Origin of the sequence: Sedimenticola selenatireducens DSM 17993, from assembly GCF_000428045.1 — a bacterium.
GTDB classification, from domain to species: Bacteria; Pseudomonadota; Gammaproteobacteria; order Chromatiales; family Chromatiaceae; genus Sedimenticola; species Sedimenticola selenatireducens.
The window spans coordinates 1-19,938 of sequence record NZ_ATZE01000003.1 but is presented as its reverse complement, the minus strand read 5'-3'; the positions used below and the strand labels follow the sequence as shown (position 1 = coordinate 19,938).

Sequence of the window (19,938 nt, the reverse complement as noted above, 5' to 3'; positions counted from 1 at the left end):
CTCGGTTGTCAGTCAGTCTTGTGGAAACGGAGGGTTATTTTTTGCTGATGGGCAGGCTGTCACTCTGCCAGGCCAGCATCCCGCCCTGCAGATTATAGACCTGGTCAATTCCGGCATCCCGGAGGACCTTGCAGGCAGCCGCAGATTGCGCACCGGAACGGCAGACAACAATAATCGGCTTGCCCTTGTGCTTGGCCACCTGATTGATCTGATTCTTCAGGGCCGTGGTGGGAATATTGATGGCATTGACGATATGGCCATTGTTGAAATCGCCAATTGGCCGCACATCCACGACCACGGCGTCCTCACGATTGATCAACTGGGTTGCCCGCAAAGGCGCAACGGAGGATTTGCCCCCCATGCTGGCCAGCAGATTCTGGACGATCAATACCAGCACCACCACCAGGGCGGAGAATAGAATAATGTGGTTTGTGATGAATTCGATAAGCTGTTGCATGAATCTCGGCTGCCGGATCTGGTTAATAAAGGGGTCACAAGGGAGGCACATTCTAGACCAGGGGGCTGGGCGGTACCACGGTTTGTGCAGGAAATCGTAATACCGTCTCCGGGCCGGGGCCGGCTGGCGGGTAAATCGGGTGTGGTGTCGGTGGCATGGGCAAAGTTTCCGTTCCAGGCATGCCCTTTCACCCGACCCTAAAGCAAAACGGGAATACAAGCTTCCCGTTTCGTTCCGAATTCCGGCATTTATGCGCCCGATCAGTGTCCGTGTGAGCAGAACACCTCGCGCATCATGCCGATCAGCTTCAGGGTGCGTGAATCACTGACCCGGTAATAGACCCGGTTGGCATCCTTGCGGGAGGCCAGGATCCCCTTATCCCTGAGAATGGCCAGATGTTGTGAGATATTGCTCTGCGAGGTGCCCACATGCTCGACAATCTCCTGAACGCTCACCTCTTCATCACCCAGGGTGCAGAGGATCTTGAGTCGCAGGGGGTGCGACATGGCCTTGAGCGAGCGGGATGCGCGTTCGATATCCTCATCATCGGCCATCAGGTCGACATCGCCATCAAAATTGTGTCTCGACTCAAGCACAGGGACCTTGGGGCTTCCAAATTTATGTTCCATACACACCGGACCTTGGTTAATACAACTGTAATGATCTAAATCGACAAACGTTGGATATCAGATAATGGGCACGGACCCATGGTTAAGCCTGACAACAGGGGCTGAGACCCCACTACAGCCTATCTCCGGTACTGCTGACAACCGACTGAAACACAACGACTCTTTATAAAGATACAATAATAAACTGTTTTACGTAAATTTATCCCGTTTTTCAATCAGTATAAATAGTTTTCCCATAATTAATGTCTGGTTTTAATCTTTCAGACTTAATGTTGAAGTAGCCAAAATAGTGTAATATCGCGGCTATTTTCAATGAGTTAGCCTTAACTTTAGGCGGACCACTCAAGCGGAGTCGGAAACGGACATGTCGTTCAGAGTAAAACCTGCAGTGCTGCTGATCATGGATGGCTGGGGATACAGTGAGGATCCCCGGTCCAATGCCATTATGGCCGCCGAAACACCGGTATGGGATCGCCTGTGGGAGCAGTGTCCGCATACCCTGATCAGCACCTCCGGTGCAGAAGTGGGGCTGCCGGATGGCCAGATGGGCAATTCCGAGGTCGGGCATCTCAATCTGGGCGCCGGCCGGGTCGTCTACCAGGAGTTTACCCGGGTCAGCCGTTCGGTACGCACCGGCTCTTTTTTCACCAATCGAACCCTGGTCGACGCAGTCGACCGCGTTATTGCAGAGGACAAGGCGGTGCATATCCTGGGCCTGCTCTCCCCCGGCGGGGTGCACAGCCATGAAGAGCACATCCACGCCATGGCCAGGCTGGCGGTGGAACGTGGCGCCTCGCGCGTCTATGTGCATGCGTTCCTGGATGGCCGGGATATGCCGCCCAAAAGTGCGGCCGCCTCCATTCAGTCGCTGAATCGGGTATTTGCCGAGCTGGGGAAAGGGCGGATCGCCTCCATCGTCGGGCGCTTCTATGCGATGGATCGGGATAATCGCTGGGATCGGGTACAGCAGGCCTACGACATGCTGGTGCTGGGCCAGGCCGAGTTTACAGCGACGGATGCGGAGACGGCCCTGCAGCAGGCCTATGACAGGGGTGAAACGGACGAGTTCGTCAAGCCCACCTGTATCCTGTCGCCCGGGGAGGCGGCGGTTACCATTGAAGACGGGGATGCGGTTCTGTTCATGAATTACCGCTCCGATAGGGCCCGGCAGTTGACCCGCTCGTTTATCGATCCGGGGTTTGAAGGCTTTGTGCGTTCCAGGGTTCCCCGCCTGAGCAGTTTCGTCAGCCTTACCGAATACAGCAAGGAATTCGACATCCCGGTGGCCTTTCCATCCGAGCGGCTGGAAAACGTCTTCGGCGAATACATCTCCAAACTCGGACTGCGGCAACTGCGCCTGGCCGAAACCGAGAAATATGCCCATGTCACCTTTTTCTTCAATGGTGGACGTGAACAGGTGTTTGAAGGCGAGGAGAGGATTCTGATTCCCTCGCCCAAGGTGAACACTTACGATCTGAAGCCGGAGATGAGCGCCCCGGAGGTGACGGACGCCCTGGTTGATGCGATCAAGAGCGGCAAATATGACGCCATTATCTGCAACTATGCCAATTCCGACATGGTGGGACATACCGGCAAATTTGCTGCGGCAGTCGCGGCTATCGAGGTATTGGACCATTGTCTGGGGCGGGTGGTGGAAGCGCTCCGCCAGGTGGGTGGCGAGATGCTGGTCACCGCCGATCATGGCAATGCCGAGCAGATGGAGGATGCGGAAAATGATCAACCGCACACCGCCCACACGCAGAACCCGGTACCCTTGCTCTATGTGGGCCGACCGGCCCGCCTGGACAAGAATGGTGCCCTGTGTGACATCGCTCCGACCCTGTTGACCCTGATGGGGCTGGCGGTGCCTTCCGAGATGCAGGGACATAATCTGCTGGAAATGACCGAACAGGATGACACGACCGGTTTACAAAAGGGCTGATGGCTCCTGACTCCTTCCGGCGGATGGCGATTGCCCTGATGCTGCTTATGGCGGTTCCGGGCGGTCTGTCGGCCGCTTCCGAGGAGGAGCTGATCAGCAGCCGGGAAGGGGAGCTGAAGCAGCTGCGGGGGGAGATCTCCACGTTGCAGAATCAACTCGGTGGTCGCGAGCGCGAGCGTCAGGCCCTGCAGGGGCAGTTGCGTCGTGCGGAAACGGAGATCGGCAAGACGGCACGTCATCTGCGGGTACTGGCCACCAGCCTGGAGCGGCAGCAGCGCCTCCTGGATCAACTGCAGGAAGAGCGCAACGGTCAGCTCAAGGCACTGGAAGCCAGCCGCCTGGCCTTGAAACAGCAGATGCGCTCGGCCTACGCCATGGGCAGGCAGGAGCGCCTGAAGATCCTGCTCAATCAGCAGGACCCCGCCGTGGTAAGCCGCCTGCTGGTCTACTACGACTACTTCAACCGATCCCGTGCCGAGCAGATCAGCCGGCTGGGCAAGGCGCTGGAAGTGCTGCAGGAGACCGAATCCACCATACAACTGGAGAGTGAACGGATGCGCGAGACCCAGGCGCGGGCGCTGGAGGAGCAGCGCAGCCTGGATCGGGAACAGAACCAACGACAGCAGGTACTGGCGTTGCTGAATCAGGAGATCGAAAGCAAGGGGCAGATGCTTCAGGGCTACAAACAAAATGAGCGGCAACTGCAAAGCCTGGTTAAAAAGCTGCAGTCGGAGCTTGCCAGCCTGCCGATCGAAACTGAAAAACACAAGCCGTTCAAACAGCTGAAGGGCCGTCTCAAGTGGCCAGCCAAGGGGCGGCTGGCCACCCGTTTTGGAGATTCCAGGGCCGGAAACCTGAAGTGGGACGGGGTGGTGATAGCCGCCAGCGAGGGGGTGGACGTCCGGGCGGTGCACCATGGCCGGGTCGCCTTTGCCGATTGGCTGCGTGGTTTTGGCCTGTTGTTGATTATCGATCACGGCGACGGCTACATGAGTCTCTACGGCAATAACCAGAGCCTGTTCAAGGAGGCCGGTGACTGGGTAGAGCCCGGCGAGCCGGTCGCCTTGGTGGGTAACAGTGGTGGCCAGACCAATCCGGGGGTATATTTTGGTATACGCTACAATGGTCGTCCGGTGAATCCCAAACAGTGGTGTGAGGCGATACGTGGCAACCGGGTGGGCGACCTGGGATACCCGTCCTTAATGGAACCGGTGCAACTGGCCACCCTGCACCATTCCGGTTCCTTAGTCAGTAAAACGATGCCGGTGCGGCAATCGAAGCAGAGAAGCAAGGTATGAAGAGAAGATTTGACTTGGCACGTTTACTGATCCTGGGTTTAATCCCGGGCGCTCTGCTTATCCTGGCTTCGGGCGCCTTTGCCGAGGAGCCCAAACCACCACTGCCAATGCAGGAGCTGCGCGCCTTTGCAGAGATATTCGGGCGCATCAAGGAGAACTATGTCGAGCCGGTGGATGACAAGTCCCTGCTGGAGTATGCCATCCGAGGCATGCTGGCCGGACTGGATCCCCACTCCTCCTATCTGAACGAGGAGGAGTTTGCTGATCTTCAGGCCGGTACCAGTGGAGAGTTCGGTGGTTTGGGGATCGAAGTGGGGCAGGAGGACGGCTTCGTCAAGGTCATATCGCCCATTGATGATACGCCGGCCCAGCGGGCAGGCGTCAAGGCCGGTGATCTGATCATCCGGCTGGATGAAAAACCGGTCAAGGGCATGAGTCTGGAAGAGGCGGTCAGCCTGATGCGCGGCAAGCCGGGCACCGAAGTGATACTCACCATTGCCAGGGAGGGTGAGGAGAAGCCGCTGCGCATCACCGTGGTTCGGGACATCATCAAGGTGGCCAGCGTCAAGGGGCGGATGCTGGAGGAGGGGTTTGCCTATGTGCGGCTTTCCCACTTTCAGGCCCGCACCACGGATGACATGCTGAAAAAGATCAGTCAGTTGAAGGCGGAGTCCAAGGACGGCATCAGGGGTCTGGTGCTGGACCTGCGCAATAATCCCGGCGGCATTCTGAATGGGGCAGTGTCCATCAGCGACGCCTTTCTGACCGATGGAATTGTGGTCTATACCCAGGGGCGCAACGAGGAGTCACGGCTCGATTTCAATGCCGCGCCGGACGATGTGCTGGATGGCGCACCAATTGTGGTGCTGGTCAACGGCGGTTCCGCTTCCGCCTCGGAGATCGTTGCCGGGGCCCTGCAGGATCATCGCCGGGCCATCATCATGGGGAGTCAGACCTTTGGCAAGGGGTCGGTGCAGACAATTATCCCGGTCAGCAAGACCGCCGCGGTCAAGTTAACCACCGCGCGCTATTTCACCCCGTCCGGCCGCTCCATCCAGGGAGAGGGAATCAAGCCGGACATTGTGCTTTCCGATGCCAAGCTGACCCGTAATGAGACAGACGAGTCCACCCGCATCAAGGAGGCCGATCTGGCCGGCCACCTGGAGAACGGCAACGGCAATGCGGCACCCGAGGCGGATCCGGCTAGGCCCACCCCGCCGGCGCCGAAGGTCGCGCGTGTGCCGGATATTGAGGACGACTATCAGCTGAGCGAGGCCCTCAATCTGTTGAAAGGCATCAGTATCTATAACAGCTGGAATTGAGATGGGCCGCGGAAAGGTGCCTCAGCTGACACTCCTGCTGCTGTTGCTGGGCCTCTCCGTATCGGTGTGGCCGGCGGGGCAGTCGCCCCAGCCGGTGATCACCATTATTATTGACGATATGGGCAATCACGGGGGCTGGGGTGATGCCGCCCTGGCCATTCCCGGCCCGGTCACCTACGCTTTCCTGCCCCACACCCCACATGCCGACCGGCTGGCACAGCAGGCGCATGCCTCGGGCAAGGAGGTGATGCTGCATCTGCCGATGCAATCCCATGAGGGTAATCGGCTTGGTCCCGGCGCACTGACCCTGCACATGACCGAGGCCGCCTTCAAGCGCACCCTGATTGACAACCTGAATGCCATCCCCCATGCCCGGGGACTCAACAATCACATGGGTAGCCTGCTGACCCGGCATCCCGGTGCCATGGCCTGGCTGATGCAGGGGATGCGTGAGCGGGGTGATCTGTTCTTCGTCGATAGCCGCACCACCCTGGCGACGGTGGCCCGGCAGCTGGCGCTGGAGTATGGCGTGCCGAGTGCCAGCCGGGACGTGTTTCTGGACAATGACCGCAGCCTTGAAGCCATTGACCGGCAGTTTGTCCAACTGCTGAAGCGCGCCCGGCGTCAGGGCTATGCGATTGGTATCGGACACCCCTATCCCGAAACCACCCAGGTGCTGGCGCGCCGGCTGGGGGAGTTGACGTCAGCGGGTATCCGGCTGATACCAGCCTCGGAAATGATTGAGTACCAAAGGAGCAGAACGCTATGGCACGCATCCTCGTCCCCCTCGCCCACGGTTGCGAAGAGCTCGAAGCCGTAACCATTATTGATCTGCTGAGAAGGGCCGGCCTGGAGGTGGTCAGCGCCGGGCTCGAGCCGGGGCCGGTCAAGGCCAGCCGCGGCGTTGTACTGCAGCCGGATGTGCTGCTGGACGCGGTGCTGGATCAGCCCTTCGACATGGTGGTACTGCCGGGTGGACTGCCCGGTGCCGATCACCTGGATCGGGATCCGCGGATTCACGCTTTGCTGCGGCGGGTGGCGGCGGATCGGGGCTTTATCGCCGCCATTTGCGCGGCGCCCAAGGTAGTGGCCAATGCGGGGCTGCTGAAAGGCCGCCAGGCGACCGGCTACCCGGGAGTGCTGGAGAGCCTGCAGCTGCACGATGTTCGGGTTGGCTCGTCTGCCGTGGTCCGGGATGGGCCAGTGATCACCTCCCGGGGACCCGGCACCGCAATGGATTTTGCCCTGGCACTGATCGAGGCCCTGGCGGGCCGGGAGAAACGCGACGAAGTGGAGGCCGGACTGGTCCGCTAATCGCCCAGATTGGTGCCGACCCGTTTGGCACTGACGATCCAGGGATGATCCAGCGGCACCAGTTTTTTGCGTCCCGCCACCTCCTCCAGCGGTACCGGGACCGCCTGCTCCCCGGCCGCGGCCACCATCACCCCGTACTGCTCCCCGGCCACCAGGTCGGCACAGGCGCTGCCCAGGCGCGTGGCCAGCAACCGGTCGGCTGCTGACGGCGCGCCGCCCCGTTGTACGTGGCCGAGGATGGTAACCCGGCTCTCCAGGCCGGTGAGTTGCTCCAGCTGCTCGGAAAGCTGTACCGTGTGATTACCCAGGTGGTCCGCCTCCAGTGTGGCGAGCCGCTGTTTTGCCCGGCGTTTCTCCTTCTTGTTTCGGGCAGCTTGTTTCTGCTCTTCGGCGGCCCGGATCAGGAGTGTCTGCTCCAGGGAGCGGGCGCCTTCGGCCACCGCCACGATACTGAAGCTCTTGCCGTGCCGTACCCGCTGGCGGATGGCCTCGGCGACCCGCTGGATGTCATAGGCTATCTCCGGCAGCAGGATCACATCGGCCCCGCCGGCGATTCCGGCGCCCAGGGCTAGCCAGCCGGCCCGGTGTCCCATGATCTCCACGACGATAATCCGGTGATGGCTGTGGGCGGTGCTGTGCAGCCGGTCGATCGCTTCGGTGGCGATGCCCAGCGCGGTATCGAAACCGAAACTGGTGTCGGTACAGGCCACATCGTTATCGATGGTCTTCGGCAGAGTGATGATGTTGAGACCCTGCTGCTTCAGGTGCAGGGCATTCTTCTGTGTGCCCCCGCCGCCCAGGCAGATCAGCACATCCAGTCGGTTCTCCCGGTAACTGCGGACAATGGTTTCGGTCATGTCGGTGGGTCTGCCGTCCATCAGCATGCGGTGGGGCTTGTCGCGGCTGGTGCCGAGGATGGTGCCACCCAGGGTCAGTATGCCGGAGAGTCGATCCCCGTCCAGGCGCATGGAACGGTTCTCCATCAGGCCGCGAAAACCGTCGCGAAAGCCGATCATCTGCATGCCGTAATGACCCTGCACACTCTTGCCGACGCCGCGAATGGCGGCATTAAGTCCCGGACTGTCACCCCCGGCGGTCAATATACCTACCCGTTTACTCACTGTTTTTTATCCTGGATTAGTCAAATCGGTTTATGACAAGATAACAAATAATGTGCGCCAACAGCAGAAGCGAACCCACCGGTCGGCACAATATAATAAAAGTCAGGGAGGTATTGATGTCCTTGCGATTCGTTACCCTGTACGTTCTGTTGCAGATGGTATTTCTCAGCTCTGCCGGCTACGCCAATACCACCGGGTATGATGTGGTGACGCTGAAGAACGGTGATATCTACAATGGCACGGTGGCGCAGCCGCGCTTCACGTTGAAGACGGATTATGGTGTGGTGTCCATCCCCTACGCGCGGATGGCGCGTTTGCTGCTGGGCGACGATAGCGAGCCGGACCGTATCACCACCCATTTTGGTGACCGCTTCAGTGGTGAGTTACAGGAACGTGAATTGACCATGCTGCGTGTGCTGGATCCGACACTGCCGGTGGCTGTGGAGGAGATCCGGGAGATCCAGTTTGCCCACCGTACCCTCAGGCCCAAGATCTATAGAGCGCCCGATATCGCCATTACCCAAAACGATGACAACTTTTCCACCCGGGTGATATCGGAGGAGTTACTGATGACCAGTCGGGACGGGCTGAAAATCACCAATTCTTCTGATATACAGCTCTTGGACGTGGTGTCCCTGAACGAGGGTGAGGATTATCTGGCGCAGATCACCAGCAATGACGGCGAAATAGTCCAGGGAAAATTCACCCAGCCTGCAGTGACCGTTGAAACCCGTTTCGGTAGCCGCCTGGAGATACCCTTTACCCGTCTCAGCCGTTTGGCGTTGCGGGTTAACCACTCCGGTAAGCGCACCCGCTTTCTCTCTGTTCTGCGGGTTAACCCGGCCGACCTGATTCAGGACAGTATGCGGGACGGTTCGCTGGGGCCTCAGATGATTGCCATTGGCGGCGGTAGTTTCTCCCGGGGCGATCTGCAGGGAGATGGTGATAGCGACGAAAAGCCCCCGATAAAGATCCGGCTTGCGCCCTTTGCCATCGGCATCTATGAAGTGACCTTTCGGGAGTACGACCAGTTCTGTGACGATACCGGGCGTGGCAAGCCGGATGACCAGGGGTGGGGGCGCGGCAGCCGACCGGTGGTGAATGTCTCCTGGGAAGACGCCAACGCATACGCCGAGTGGCTGAGCCGGCGCACCGGGCAGCGTTACCGCCTGCCCACCGATGCGGAGTGGGAGTATGCCGCGCGGGGCGGCACCAGCAGCCGCTTCTGGTGGGGTAATGAAGTCCTGCCCAGCCGTGCCAACTGCGCCGATTGTGGCAGTCTTTGGGAGAGCGAGATGAGTGCCCCGGTGGGACGGTTTCCGCCCAACCCCTTCGGCCTGCATGACACCGCCGGCAACGTCTTCGAGTGGGTGGCCGATTGCTGGAGGGACAATTTTTCCGCCGAGACCGGCAACGACACCCCGGCCGGGGATGGGGAGTGCGGCAAGCGGGTCATCCGCGGCGGTGCCTGGAGTTTTCCCGTGCAAGAGGTTCGCTCGGCCAACCGCTGGAGGGATTTTCCCACCCGGCGCAGTGATGACACCGGTTTCCGCCTGGTGCGGGAGCTGGACGACTGAAACAGTTTTTTCCGGAGCCACATCGCTGCTTTGCCGTGACCCACAATAACAAGGTTTTGTATCAGGTGTGGAGGATACCCGATGGTCGTGGCAGTCAACCCACCTGGCGACCGGGCCTTTCCTGCGGCTGTTCAAAAAACAACGCGTTGCTTCGTGGTACCTTTTACCACAACAGAATTTACCCAACAGAGGTGTGTTCATGGCCTATATCCTGGCATTACTCGGTGGCGTGATCGCCATCGGGGCTCTCGGTTTCGAGGCGGCGGTATTTGGCGCATTGATCGGCTTTCTGCTGGGCACGGCCTATAGCCAGGGACAGCGTCTTGAGCGGTTGTCGCAGGAGGTGATACGGCTACGGACAGCGCTGCTGCGCGGTGCACCGCCACCGGTCCAGCCCGCGGCAACGGCCGCAGGGGCGGCAGAGCAGGCGTCTGAGCCGGAAAAGGCCGGGCGGCAGATGCCCGAGGAGCTCGATTTTGAGCTGGAGTTAGCGGAGGAGGCGCCTGCGGTATCGGGAGCCCGGCCCGGCCCGCCGGCTAGGCAGGTCAAGCGACAGCCAAGCCGGACGTCAGCCAATATTTTCGCCAAATTGACGGCCCTGGTCCGGGACTACTTTTCCGGCGGCAACCTGATTGTCCGGGTAGGGGTGATCGTACTCTTTTTCGGTGTCGCCTTTCTGCTCAAGTACGCCGCCGAGCATAGCTGGGTGCCAATCGAGTTCCGCCTGATGGGGGTGGCGGTCGCCGGCATGGGGATGCTGATCCTGGGTTGGCGGTTGCGTAGCCGACGGGTGCTCTATGGGCTGGCATTGCAGGGCGGTGCCGTGGGCCTGCTCTATCTCACGGTGTTTTCCGCACTTCGCCTCTACAGCCTGATGCCGGCACCGGTGGCCTTCGGTCTGCTGCTGCTGTTCGTGGTTCTCAGCGCCCTGCTGGCCCTGTTGCAGAACGCCAGTTCGCTGGCCATACTGGCCAGCGCCGGCGGCTTTCTGGCCCCGGTGCTCACCTCCACCGGTGAGGGGAGCCACGTAGCCCTGTTCAGCTATTACCTGTTGCTCAATGGCGGCGTGCTGGCGATCGCCTGGTTCAAAGCTTGGCGCCTGCTCAATCTGGTCGGCTTTGGCTTTACCTTTGTGATCGCCTCACTCTGGGGCTATCAATATTACCGTCCCGAATTCTTCACCAGCACCGAACCCTTCCTGATCGCCTTTTTCCTGATGTATGCGGCCATTGCCGTGCTGTTTGCCTTCAGACAACCTCCCAACCTGAAGGGCGTTGTGGACGGCACCCTGGTGTTTGGCGTGCCGCTGGTCTCGGCCGCCCTGCAGGCGGCGCTGGTCAGGGATATGGAATACGGACTGGCTTTCAGCGCCATCGCCCTGGGTGGCTTTTATATCGTGCTGGCCACCCTGCTGTTCAAGCGGGGTGGCAGTGCGTTGCGCATGCTGTCGGAGAGTTTTCTTGGTACCGGCGTGGTGTTTGCCACCCTGGCCATCCCGTTTGCGCTGGAGGGCCGGCTCAGCTCCGCCTTCTGGGCGCTGGAGGGGGCCGCCATGATCTGGATCGGCATCCGCCAGGCGCGGCGGTTACCGCGGCTGTTTGGTCTGGCACTGCAGCTTCTGGCGGGACTGCTCTACCTGGAAGACAGTCGCTGGATCAGCGATGCGCTGCCCTTGCTCAACAGCCACTTCCTGGGGGCTGCCCTGATTGCGCTGGGTGGGCTGTTTACCGCCTTCTACCTGGATCGGCATGCGGACAAGCGCGCATCCTACGAAGGGTGGGCGCCGCCGCTGTTTTTCCTCTGGGGAGTGACCTGGTGGCTGGCTGCGGGTATCCAGGAGCTGGATCGCTTCTCCTCCGACAGTGATGAATGGGCCTGGCTGTTGGCCCTGCTGGCGCTAACCGCACTGCTGGGGGAGTGGCTGCGGGTGCGGTTGCCCTGGGCACGGATCTGGTGGCTCACACTTGGCTTGCTGCCGGCCCTGGCAATGGTGGCGCTGGGGCTCTGGCTGGATGAGCCCCACCCGCTGGTCGGCGCGGTTACAGTCGGGTGGCTGTTGGCGTTTGCGGTCCAGTACCGTTTGCTATATCGGCTGGATGCCCGGGAGTTCAGTGCCCGGCCACTCTGGCACGGCGGCAGTTTCTGGCTGCTGACCTTCCTGCTCACGACCGAGGCGTCCTGGCGGCTGGATCAGGCGGTTGCCGGCAGCCACCTGTGGGAGATGATCCCATGGGGTGCCGTGCCGGTGGTGCTGGCGCTTGGCTTGCTGACCATCGGACAGCGCCTGGCCTGGCCGGTGCAGCGCCATATCCTGATCTATAACATCCAGGTGATGGCACCGCTGGCGGTTTATCTGTTGGGCTGGGCGATGCTGGCCAATGCCGTCAGTCCGGGCAACCCCTGGCCGATCGCCTATCTGCCGGTACTCAATCCTCTGGACCTGACCATCCTGGCGGTGCTGTTGCTGCTGCTCAAGTGGTGGCAACGCATTGGCGACTGGCTGGAGCAGCGGGGTGTTCAGGCCGGATATTACTTCGCAGGCCTCGGGGTGGCCCTGTTCTTCTGGTTCAACGGTATGGTGGTACGCGCGGTACATCACTGGGGTGGTGTACCGTTCGACCCCGATCTGCTGTTCCGTTCCCAGGTGCTGCAAGCGGCCATTGCGGTACTCTGGGCGACCCTTGGACTCGGCAGCATGCTGGCCGGTACCCGCACTGGTCGTCGGCCGCTCTGGCTGGCGGGGGCCGGACTGATGGGGCTGGTGGTGCTTAAACTGTTCCTGGTGGATCTCTCCAATACCGGCACCGTGGCCCGTATTGTCGCCTTTATCGGGGTCGGGCTGCTGCTGCTGATCGTCGGCTACTTCTCGCCGGCACCGCCGCGCCGGATTGTCGAGGCCGAGTGGGCCAGCAAGGAGGAGGTATGAGATTTTTCTGCCTGATTTTGGCACTGCTGTCCTGCGGCGCGCTCCTTGCCGAATCGCCCCGCGAGCTGGAAAAGGGGGATTTCGCCTGGGGTATCCAGCTTGAACCGGGCACCGGGAGTCCGCTTTATCAATTGCCACTGCCGTTGGCCGTTTATCAGGGGGTGAGCCGGGCCGACCTGGGCGATCTGCGGCTGTTTAATGGCAAGGGCCATCTGTTACCCCATGAGCTGTCGCTGCCGACGCTCCAGCTGCCGGGCCGGGAACGGCGCCAGCTGGTGGCCCTGTTTCCGCTCTACGGCAGCCGGGAGGCGGATCTGCAGCTGCTCTCCATGCGGATCAGCCGCAGCAACCCCGCGGGGTCAATGAGCCTGGAGCAGCACCAGATTCAGCGCACCCGCGACGAGGTGTTGCGCGGCTATCTGCTGCAGCTCTGGCAGGGTGATCAGCGGCCGGCCATCCAGCGGCTGCAACTGCACTGGCCTGAACCGCCACAGGGTTTCATTCAGCGGCTGAAACTGGAGCAGAGTGACGACCTGGATCAGTGGCGCCCGGTTGCCGTGCCGGCGGTAATGGCCGATCTTGCGTATGCCGGCGAGCGCCTGGTCAAGGCGGAGATCCAGCTGAACGGGCAGACGCAACGCTTTCTCCGGCTGACACCGGCCCGGGGCGATATGCCGCTGGAGCTTACCGCTATTGATGCGGTGATGATTGACAGCAGCCCGCCCCGGCCCCAGGAAGAAGCCGTGATTGAGACCATCCACAGGGGTGAGCAGGCGGGCGAGTACCTGTTTGAGATCCCCGGCCCTCTGCCGGTCAACAGGATGGATCTGCTGCCGGCGGAACCCAATACCCTTACCCGTGCGACCCTCTATTCACGGGCCACCGTGGATGCACCCTGGGTGCGTCGCAGCCAAGGCACGATCTACCGGTTGCTGCTGCAGGGGACGCCCCTGGAGCAGACCGCCCTTAGTGTCGGCCGTATCAATGACCGCTACTGGCGGTTGCTGGTGGATGCCGCGGGTGGCGGGTTGGGTGAACAGAAGCCCCTGCTCAGGGTGAGCTGGATTCCCCACCAGTTGCGCTTTTCCGCCCGGGGTGAGGGTCCGTTCCTGCTCGCCTACGGCAGCGTCCTGGCCGGACCGAATCCGCCGGGGTCGTTGCTGAGCGGCTTCAGCCAGTCGGAACAACAACGGCTGGTGAGCGAGCAGATCACGGCGGGACAAGCGTTTGCCCTGGCGGGCCCCGCTGCACTGACCCCGCAACGGGTGTATGACTGGAAGCAGTGGTCGCTCTGGGGGGTACTGGTCCTGGCCACCCTGCTGTTGGGCTGGATGGCCTGGACGACGTTGCGGCAGATGATTAAACCGAGTGCGTAAGGGGATCGGACCCCGAGTGGCCGATAAGAAGCAGTGGCTGAGGATTCAGGCCTTGAACCAGGTGCGGATCAGGGCAAAACCGCCCAGCGCGGAGAGGCCCAGGCCGGTCGAGGTGACAGCGGTGGCCGGCAGCAGCTGACCGGGACCGAGCAGTAGCAGCAGGGTGCCGGTGAGCAGCAGACTGGCGCCGCTGATGGCGGCCAGCAGATGGCGCTGGTGGCGCCGCGCATCTTTGCGCAGCTGTTCCAGCTCGGCCGATTTCCAGTTCAGTTCCAGGCGCCCCTCGGAGGCGTCCCGCAGCACCTTGTAGAGCAGGATCGGCATGTCGGCGGCATACTCGGTCATCTGCGGCAGGTTCTTCTTCAGCTTGCGGGTGAACGCCTTGGGTCCCACCTGCTCCTTCATCCAGCGCTCCAGGAACGGCTTGGCGGTGGCCCACAGGTCCAGTTCCGGATAGAGCTGACGGCCCAGCCCCTCGATATACAGCAGGGTCTTCTGCAGCAGCACCAGCTGGGGCTGCACCTCCATGTCGAAGCGGCGCGCGGTCTGGAACAGGTTGAGCAGGAAGTGGCCGAAGGAGATCTCACTCAGGGGCTTGTTGAAGATCGGCTCGCAGACCGAGCGGATGGCCGACTCGAACTCCTCGACCCGGGTCCCCTTGGGCACCCAGCCGGACTCCACGTGCAGCTCCGCCACCCGGTAGTAGTCGCGGTTGAAGAACGCCAGCAGGTTCTCCGCCAGGTAGCGCTGGTCCTCGGTGGTGAGGGAGCCGACGATGCCGAAATCCACTGCGATATAGCGACCACCCGGCTCCACGAAAATATTGCCCGGGTGCATGTCGGCATGGAAGAAGTTGTCCCGGAACACCTGGGTAAAGAAGATCTCCACCCCCTGGGTGCCGAGCTGTTCCATGCTGATACCGGCCGCTTTCAGGGCCTTGATATTGCCCACCGGGATGCCGTGGATGCGCTCCATCACCAGCACATTGGTGCGGGTGTACTCCCAGTAGATTTCCGGTACGAACAGAATGTCACTGCCCTCCCAGTTGCGCCGCAGCTGGGCGGCGTTGGCGGCCTCGCGCTGCATGTCCAGCTCATCCAGGATGGTCTTCTCATAATCCCGCACCACTTCCACCGGACGCAGGCGGCGGCCATCTTTCCAGTAGCGGTCGGCCAGGCCGGCAATGATATAAAGCAGTCCGACATCGCGGCGGATCACCCGTTCGATATCCGGGCGCAGCACTTTCACCACCACCTTGCGGCCGTCCTTCAGCTCGGCAGTATGCACCTGGGCGATGGAGGCCGAGGCGAGGGGTTTCTCGTCGAATGAGTCCAGTACATCCTCGATCGGGTGGCCAAACGCCTGTTCGATAATGCGCCGGGCCTGCTGACCGGAGAAGGGCGGTACCGCATCCTGCAATTTGGCCAGCTCGTCGGCGATGTCGGCCGGCAGCAGGTCACGGCGGGTGGAGAGGATCTGGCCGAACTTGATGAAGATCGGCCCCAGATCCTCCAGCGCCTGGCGCATGCGCACCGGGTAGGCGGGCAGGCGGTTTCTCCGCAGCCAGTAAAACGGCGACAGGTAGATCAGGAAACGCACCGGGCGGAACAGGTGGGTGGCCAGGATCACCTCGTCCAGACCGTGGCGCAACAGCACCCAGTTGATATGCAGCAGGCGCAGCGCTTCGGCGGGACGGATCACCGGGACTCCTCATGCGGTTTGTTTTTGTTTGATTCCAGCAAGGCCAGCCGCGCCTCCAGGCGTTCGATGCCGTCTCGAAGTTCATCCACATCGGCCAGGAACTGTTCGACCTCGCTCCGTTCCGGGAGAATCTTCAGCTCCTTCTGCAGTAGTTCCTGCAAGTCCAGCTCCAGGCTATCCAGGGCGCGTCGGCCCCGGTCGGACATATTCCGGAACACCCCGGCCACATCCCCGGCCACCAGGCTGCCGGTATAGTGGGCCAGTTGCGCCTCCCAGTCGATGGACATGCCGCCCAGGATCTTGCCGAATTGATGGGCCAGTTCGGTATCGCCGCTGATTTTGACCGCGCCGGAGAACAGTTGGTCGGAACTGGCCTTCTGGTTGCCCATACGGGCCAGGGCGAGTGGGGTACCACGCAGGGTGCAGTCCGGTTCGTCCTCACAGCGGGAGAAAATCTGCACCCCTGACGGCCCCGGTATCAGATAGAGGGTCTGGCCCAGACCGGCCAGCTCGAAGGCGATCACCTTGCCGTGCAGCCGGGCCATTTTTGCCGAGGCGGCCGGGTCCAGATTCAGATATTGATTGAGGGCCTGTTCCAGGCCGGCAGTGGCAACTCCCGAGAGGCTCATTCTGTGCTGTCCCGGTTACAGTTTGAAACCACGATGGACGGCGACGATGCCGCCGGTCAGGTTGTGGTAGTCGCAACGCTCGAGACCCGCCTGCTCCATCATTGCCTTGAGGGTCTCCTGGTCCGGATGCATGCGGATCGATTCGGCCAGGTAACGGTAGCTCGCCTCGTCGTTGGCGACCACCTTGCCGATTTTCGGCAGCAGTTTGAAGGAGTAGAGGTCGTAGGCGCTCTGCAGCGGCTTGCCCTGGGGGTGGGAGAACTCCAGCACCAGTACCCGGCCGCCCGGCCGCAATACCCGGGCCATCTCATTCAGGGCCTGTTGCTTGTCGGTGACGTTGCGCAGGCCGAAGGCGATGGTGATGCAGTCGAAGCTGTTGTCGGGGAACGGAATGTGCTCGGCATTCACCTGGGTGTAGAGCACGTTGCCCACCAGGCCCTCGTCGGCCATGCGTACCCGCCCCTGGTTGAGCATGGCGGCGTTGATGTCGGTCATCACCACCAGGCCCTCGGGACCCACCAGCCCGGCAAAACGGGCCGCCAGATCACCGGTACCGGAGGCCAGATCAAGGATCTTCTGGCCGCGGCGGATGCCTGCCAGCTCCACGGCAAAGCGTTTCCACAGCCGATGGATGCCGAACGACATCAGGTCGTTCATCAGGTCATAACGGGTTGCCACCGAGTCGAAAACGGCCCGCACGCGTTGGGCTTTTTCCCGCGCATTGATGGTCTCGAAACCAAAGTGGGTGGAATTATTCTCCGTCATGTTGCTGCCTTGAACAGATTGGGTGGTGGATGCAGTGACTGCTGAATGGGCAGAGTGTATCGGTTTTTCGCCGATTCAGGAACAAACGGGCGGTAAATGCCCTGCCTGTAGGAGCGGCGCCCCGCCGCGAATCGGCCCGGGGGCGGGCCTCCTACAGGTTGATTTTTGCAACCATCGGCCTGGCCGCCGCCGACACGGACGCTGTCTCAGTTGGCCGCCTTGCGCTTGTGCCCGGCCGCTTCCAGGCGATTGAGATAGCTCTGCCAGTTCTGTTCATAATTGATACCGAGGCTGTAGAGATACTCCCAGGAGTAAATGCCGGTATTGTGTTCGTCATCGAAGTGCAGGGCCACCGCATAGTTGCCCACCGGGGTGATCTGGGCGATGTTCACGTCCTCTTTGCCGAGCTGCAGCACCTCCTGCCCCGGACCATGCCCCATCACCTCGGCGGAGGGGGAGAAGACCCGCAGATATTCGCACGGGAGTTCGAATTTGGCGCCGTCGTCAAAGCTGACTTCGAGTACGCGGGAGTGCTGGTGAAGATTCAGTTCGGTGGGTACGTGTTTGGACATCTCATCTACTCCTACAGGATGAACCGGCTCAGGTCCTCATCCGAAGCCAGCTCGGAGAGGTTGTTGTCTACATAGGCGGCATCGACGGTCACGCTGCTGCCGGGCACCTCGGTGGCGGTGAAGGAGATCCCCTCCAGCAGCCGCTCCATGACCGTGTGCAGGCGGCGTGCGCCGATGTTCTCGGTGCCCTCGTTCACCTGCCAGGCCACTTCGGCAATGCGCCGGATGCCCTCTTCGGTAAAGGAAAGCTTGACTCCTTCGGTGGCCATCAGGGCGATATACTGGTCGGTCAGGGAGGCATCCGGCTCGGTCAGGATGCGGATAAAATCCCCGGTGGTCAGCGCGTCCAGCTCCACCCGGATCGGCAGGCGGCCCTGCAGTTCGGGTATCAGGTCGGACGGTTTGGCCAGATGGAAAGCGCCGGAGGCGATGAACAGGATGTGATCGGTGCGCACCATCCCGGCCTTGGTGGAGACAGTACAGCCCTCCACCAGGGGCAGCAGGTCGCGCTGAACGCCCGCCCTGGAGACGTCGGGTCCGCCGTGCTCGGAGCGGGCTGCCACCTTGTCCAGTTCGTCCAGGAATACAATGCCCTGCTGTTCCACTTTCTCCAGGGCGTTTAGTTTCAGGTCCTCGTCATTGACCAGCTTGGCCGCCTCCTCGTCCTGCAGGATGCGCAGGGCGTCCTTGATGCGCAGCTTGCGCTTGCGGGTGCGTCCGCCGCCGATGTTCTGGAACAGCCCCTGCAGTTGACTGGTCATCTCCTCCATGCCCGGCGGCGCCATGATCTCCACGCCGAGACTGGCACCGGAGACCTCAATCTCGATCTCCTTCTCATCCAGCTCGCCGTTACGGATCTTGACCCGGAACTTGTCCCGGGTGGAGGCCCCCGCCGCGCTGCCGCTGTCGCCCTCCCAGCTGGTGGGACGTGGCAGCAGGGCATCCAGTATCCGCTCCTCGGCGGCGTCGGCGGCCCGGTCCCGGACCTTCTCCAGTGCCTGCTCGCGTACCATCTTCATGGCCGAGTCGGCCAGATCGCGGATGATCGAATCCACATCCCGCCCGACGTAACCCACTTCAGTAAACTTGGTCGCCTCGATCTTGATGAACGGGGCGTTGGCCAGCTTCGCCAGTCGCCGGGCGATCTCGGTCTTGCCGACCCCGGTGGGGCCGATCATCAGGATATTCTTCGGGGTGATCTCGTTGCGCATCTCGGGATCGACCTGACTGCGCCGCCAGCGGTTGCGCAGGGCGATGGCGACGGCGCGCTTGGCCGCCGACTGGCCGATGATGTGCTTGTCCAGCTCATGAACGATCTGTTGGGGGGTCAATTCAGGCATGATGTTCCGGTATTACTCTTCCGCATCGAGTTCTTCGATGACGAGGTTATGGTTGGTGAAGACGCAGATATCGGCGGCGATGCCGAGACCCTTCTCGACAATTTCCCGGGCGCCGAGATCGGTATTGTGCAGCAGGGCCTTGGCCGCCGCCTGGGCAAAGGGGCCACCGGAGCCGATGGCCATCAGGTTGTCTTCCGGCTCGATTACATCGCCCAGCCCGGTGATCATCAGTGAGGCGGTCTTGTCCGCCACCAGTAGCAGTGCTTCGAGCTTGCGCAGGGTGCGGTCGGTACGCCAGTCCTTGGCCAGTTCGACGGCAGCGCGCATCAGGTGACCGTGGTGTTTCTCCAGCTTCGCCTCGAAGCGTTCGAACAGGGTGAAGGCGTCGGCGGTGGCGCCGGCAAAACCGGCCAGGACCTGGTTCTTGTAGAGCCGGCGCACCTTGCGGGCATTGCCCTTCATCACGGTGTTGCCCATGGAGACCTGACCGTCGCCACCGATCACCACCTTGCCGTTGCGGCGGATTGAGAGAATTGTTGTGCCCTTGATCGGCTCCACTGCACTGCCCCTTGTATATTAGTAATCGCTATTCTAACCGATCCAACATGGGGAGAATAACCGCCAATTTCAAGGCTAATGTCACGGGAACTCCGGTCCTGCGGTTTTATGGGTATAATCCGCGCGGAGCCGGAGGAGTACTACGTCAATTCGATAATGTACTTTTGTAGGGTGATGAGATGGTCTCCTCCCCACTCCAATCGGCGTCGCAATGCGCCAAGATAAAAGCATCCCTTTTATCTAAATGAGTTGAGGAGGAGACCATGAATAAGCTTACGACCATCGGGATCGATCTAGCAAAGAATTTGTTTGCGCTGGTGGCCTTCAAGCCCAGTGGCCAGGAGCTGTGGCACCGGAATCTGCGGCGTCGGCAGTTGCTGAGATTTCTGGCCAAACAACCACCCTGTCACG

17 protein-coding genes are annotated in these 19,938 nt (G+C 61.3%); 8 read left to right on the top strand and 9 right to left on the bottom strand.

Annotation, left to right across the window (positions count from 1 at the left end; translation table 11 throughout):
• Nucleotides 1–34: 34 nt before the first annotated feature.
• Entirely contained in the window at nucleotides 35–457 is a 423-nt protein-coding gene (locus tag A3GO_RS0103170) for a rhodanese-like domain-containing protein (RefSeq protein WP_029132162.1), read from the bottom strand.
• Nucleotides 458–717: 260 nt separating this feature from the next.
• A complete protein-coding gene (locus A3GO_RS0103165) occupies nucleotides 718–1,011 on the bottom strand; it encodes an ArsR/SmtB family transcription factor (RefSeq protein WP_037374648.1) in 294 nt (97 codons plus the stop codon).
• A gap of 439 nt (nucleotides 1,012–1,450) precedes the next feature.
• On the opposite strand from A3GO_RS0103165, the gene gpmI reads away from it, so the two are divergent.
• The 5 genes from gpmI to A3GO_RS0103140 are packed head-to-tail and all read left to right on the top strand — an operon-like array spanning nucleotide 1,451 to nucleotide 6,962.
• A complete protein-coding gene (gene gpmI / locus A3GO_RS22345; protein ID WP_051301790.1) occupies nucleotides 1,451–3,028 on the top strand; it encodes a 2,3-bisphosphoglycerate-independent phosphoglycerate mutase in 1,578 nt (525 codons plus the stop codon).
• The gene (locus A3GO_RS22340) at nucleotides 3,028–4,326 is read left to right on the top strand and encodes a murein hydrolase activator EnvC family protein (RefSeq protein WP_051301789.1); all 1,299 of its coding nucleotides are present in this window, start codon (nucleotides 3,028–3,030) and stop codon (nucleotides 4,324–4,326) included. Before gpmI ends, A3GO_RS22340 begins: the two co-directional genes overlap by 1 nt.
• On the top strand, nucleotides 4,323–5,648 hold the full coding sequence (locus tag A3GO_RS0103150) for a S41 family peptidase (RefSeq protein WP_029132160.1): 1,326 nt from the start codon (nucleotides 4,323–4,325) through the stop codon (nucleotides 5,646–5,648). The genes A3GO_RS22340 and A3GO_RS0103150 overlap by 4 nt, the downstream gene beginning before the upstream one ends.
• 1 nt (nucleotide 5,649) lies before the next feature.
• Nucleotides 5,650–6,468: a divergent polysaccharide deacetylase family protein gene (locus tag A3GO_RS0103145; protein WP_029132159.1), complete on the top strand. Its 819-nt coding sequence runs from the start codon at nucleotides 5,650–5,652 to the stop codon at nucleotides 6,466–6,468.
• Nucleotides 6,414–6,962, top strand: coding sequence for a DJ-1 family glyoxalase III (locus A3GO_RS0103140; protein ID WP_029132158.1), 549 nt, complete (start codon nucleotides 6,414–6,416; stop codon nucleotides 6,960–6,962). Before A3GO_RS0103145 ends, A3GO_RS0103140 begins: the two co-directional genes overlap by 55 nt.
• Here the strand turns inward: A3GO_RS0103140 and A3GO_RS0103135 are convergent.
• Nucleotides 6,959–8,083, bottom strand: a complete 1,125-nt coding sequence (locus A3GO_RS0103135; RefSeq protein ID WP_029132157.1) for a 6-phosphofructokinase — start codon at nucleotides 8,081–8,083, stop codon at nucleotides 6,959–6,961. The two genes, A3GO_RS0103140 and A3GO_RS0103135, sit on opposite strands and share 4 nt — an antisense overlap.
• A 116-nt stretch (nucleotides 8,084–8,199) precedes the next feature.
• On the opposite strand from A3GO_RS0103135, the gene A3GO_RS25150 reads away from it, so the two are divergent.
• The 3 genes from A3GO_RS25150 (at nucleotide 8,200) to A3GO_RS22325 (ending at nucleotide 13,962) form a co-directional block, all read left to right on the top strand.
• Complete coding sequence (locus A3GO_RS25150) at nucleotides 8,200–9,660, top strand: formylglycine-generating enzyme family protein (RefSeq protein WP_051301788.1); 1,461 nt, start codon at nucleotides 8,200–8,202, stop codon at nucleotides 9,658–9,660.
• Between the two features lie 199 nt (nucleotides 9,661–9,859).
• Complete coding sequence (locus A3GO_RS22330; protein WP_051301787.1) at nucleotides 9,860–12,586, top strand: DUF2339 domain-containing protein; 2,727 nt, start codon at nucleotides 9,860–9,862, stop codon at nucleotides 12,584–12,586.
• Entirely contained in the window at nucleotides 12,583–13,962 is a 1,380-nt protein-coding gene (locus tag A3GO_RS22325; protein WP_051301786.1) for a DUF3999 domain-containing protein, read from the top strand. The genes A3GO_RS22330 and A3GO_RS22325 overlap by 4 nt, the downstream gene beginning before the upstream one ends.
• 45 nt (nucleotides 13,963–14,007) lie before the next feature.
• Here the strand turns inward: A3GO_RS22325 and ubiB are convergent, their stop codons facing one another.
• From ubiB to hslV, 6 genes are all read right to left on the bottom strand, one after another.
• The gene (ubiB, locus tag A3GO_RS0103115) at nucleotides 14,008–15,663 is read right to left on the bottom strand and encodes a ubiquinone biosynthesis regulatory protein kinase UbiB (RefSeq protein WP_029132156.1); all 1,656 of its coding nucleotides are present in this window, start codon (nucleotides 15,661–15,663) and stop codon (nucleotides 14,008–14,010) included.
• Complete coding sequence (locus A3GO_RS22320) at nucleotides 15,660–16,292, bottom strand: ubiquinone biosynthesis accessory factor UbiJ (RefSeq protein ID WP_037374626.1); 633 nt, start codon at nucleotides 16,290–16,292, stop codon at nucleotides 15,660–15,662. Before A3GO_RS22320 ends, ubiB begins: the two co-directional genes overlap by 4 nt.
• A gap of 15 nt (nucleotides 16,293–16,307) precedes the next feature.
• Nucleotides 16,308–17,057 (bottom strand): bifunctional demethylmenaquinone methyltransferase/2-methoxy-6-polyprenyl-1,4-benzoquinol methylase UbiE, encoded by a 750-nt coding sequence (ubiE, locus tag A3GO_RS0103105; RefSeq protein ID WP_029132155.1) that lies wholly within the window; start codon nucleotides 17,055–17,057, stop codon nucleotides 16,308–16,310.
• Nucleotides 17,058–17,263: 206 nt separating this feature from the next.
• Nucleotides 17,264–17,629 (bottom strand): gamma-butyrobetaine hydroxylase family protein, encoded by a 366-nt coding sequence (locus A3GO_RS0103100; protein WP_029132154.1) that lies wholly within the window; start codon nucleotides 17,627–17,629, stop codon nucleotides 17,264–17,266.
• Nucleotides 17,630–17,640: 11 nt separating this feature from the next.
• Nucleotides 17,641–18,969 (bottom strand): ATP-dependent protease ATPase subunit HslU, encoded by a 1,329-nt coding sequence (gene hslU / locus A3GO_RS0103095; protein ID WP_029132153.1) that lies wholly within the window; start codon nucleotides 18,967–18,969, stop codon nucleotides 17,641–17,643.
• A gap of 12 nt (nucleotides 18,970–18,981) precedes the next feature.
• Nucleotides 18,982–19,527, bottom strand: coding sequence for an ATP-dependent protease subunit HslV (gene hslV / locus A3GO_RS0103090; protein ID WP_029132152.1), 546 nt, complete (start codon nucleotides 19,525–19,527; stop codon nucleotides 18,982–18,984).
• Nucleotides 19,528–19,938 lie beyond the last annotated feature (411 nt).

Coding starts and splice junctions, on each gene's coding strand:
- A3GO_RS22330 (WP_051301787.1), top strand. CDS start 9,860: ATGGCCTATATCCTGGCATTACTCGGTGGCGTGATCGCCATCGGGGCT.
- A3GO_RS0103170 (WP_029132162.1), bottom strand. CDS start 457: ATGCAACAGCTTATCGAATTCATCACAAACCACATTATTCTATTCTCC.
- A3GO_RS25150 (WP_051301788.1), top strand. CDS start 8,200: ATGTCCTTGCGATTCGTTACCCTGTACGTTCTGTTGCAGATGGTATTT.
- A3GO_RS0103165 (WP_037374648.1), bottom strand. CDS start 1,011: ATGGCCGATGATGAGGATATCGAACGCGCATCCCGCTCGCTCAAGGCC.
- hslU (WP_029132153.1), bottom strand. CDS start 18,969: ATGCCTGAATTGACCCCCCAACAGATCGTTCATGAGCTGGACAAGCAC.
- A3GO_RS0103145 (WP_029132159.1), top strand. CDS start 5,650: ATGGGCCGCGGAAAGGTGCCTCAGCTGACACTCCTGCTGCTGTTGCTG.
- gpmI (WP_051301790.1), top strand. CDS start 1,451: ATGTCGTTCAGAGTAAAACCTGCAGTGCTGCTGATCATGGATGGCTGG.
- A3GO_RS22340 (WP_051301789.1), top strand. CDS start 3,028: ATGGCTCCTGACTCCTTCCGGCGGATGGCGATTGCCCTGATGCTGCTT.
- A3GO_RS22320 (WP_037374626.1), bottom strand. CDS start 16,292: ATGAGCCTCTCGGGAGTTGCCACTGCCGGCCTGGAACAGGCCCTCAAT.
- A3GO_RS0103150 (WP_029132160.1), top strand. CDS start 4,323: ATGAAGAGAAGATTTGACTTGGCACGTTTACTGATCCTGGGTTTAATC.
- A3GO_RS0103140 (WP_029132158.1), top strand. CDS start 6,414: ATGGCACGCATCCTCGTCCCCCTCGCCCACGGTTGCGAAGAGCTCGAA.
- A3GO_RS22325 (WP_051301786.1), top strand. CDS start 12,583: ATGAGATTTTTCTGCCTGATTTTGGCACTGCTGTCCTGCGGCGCGCTC.
- A3GO_RS0103100 (WP_029132154.1), bottom strand. CDS start 17,629: ATGTCCAAACACGTACCCACCGAACTGAATCTTCACCAGCACTCCCGC.
- ubiE (WP_029132155.1), bottom strand. CDS start 17,057: ATGACGGAGAATAATTCCACCCACTTTGGTTTCGAGACCATCAATGCG.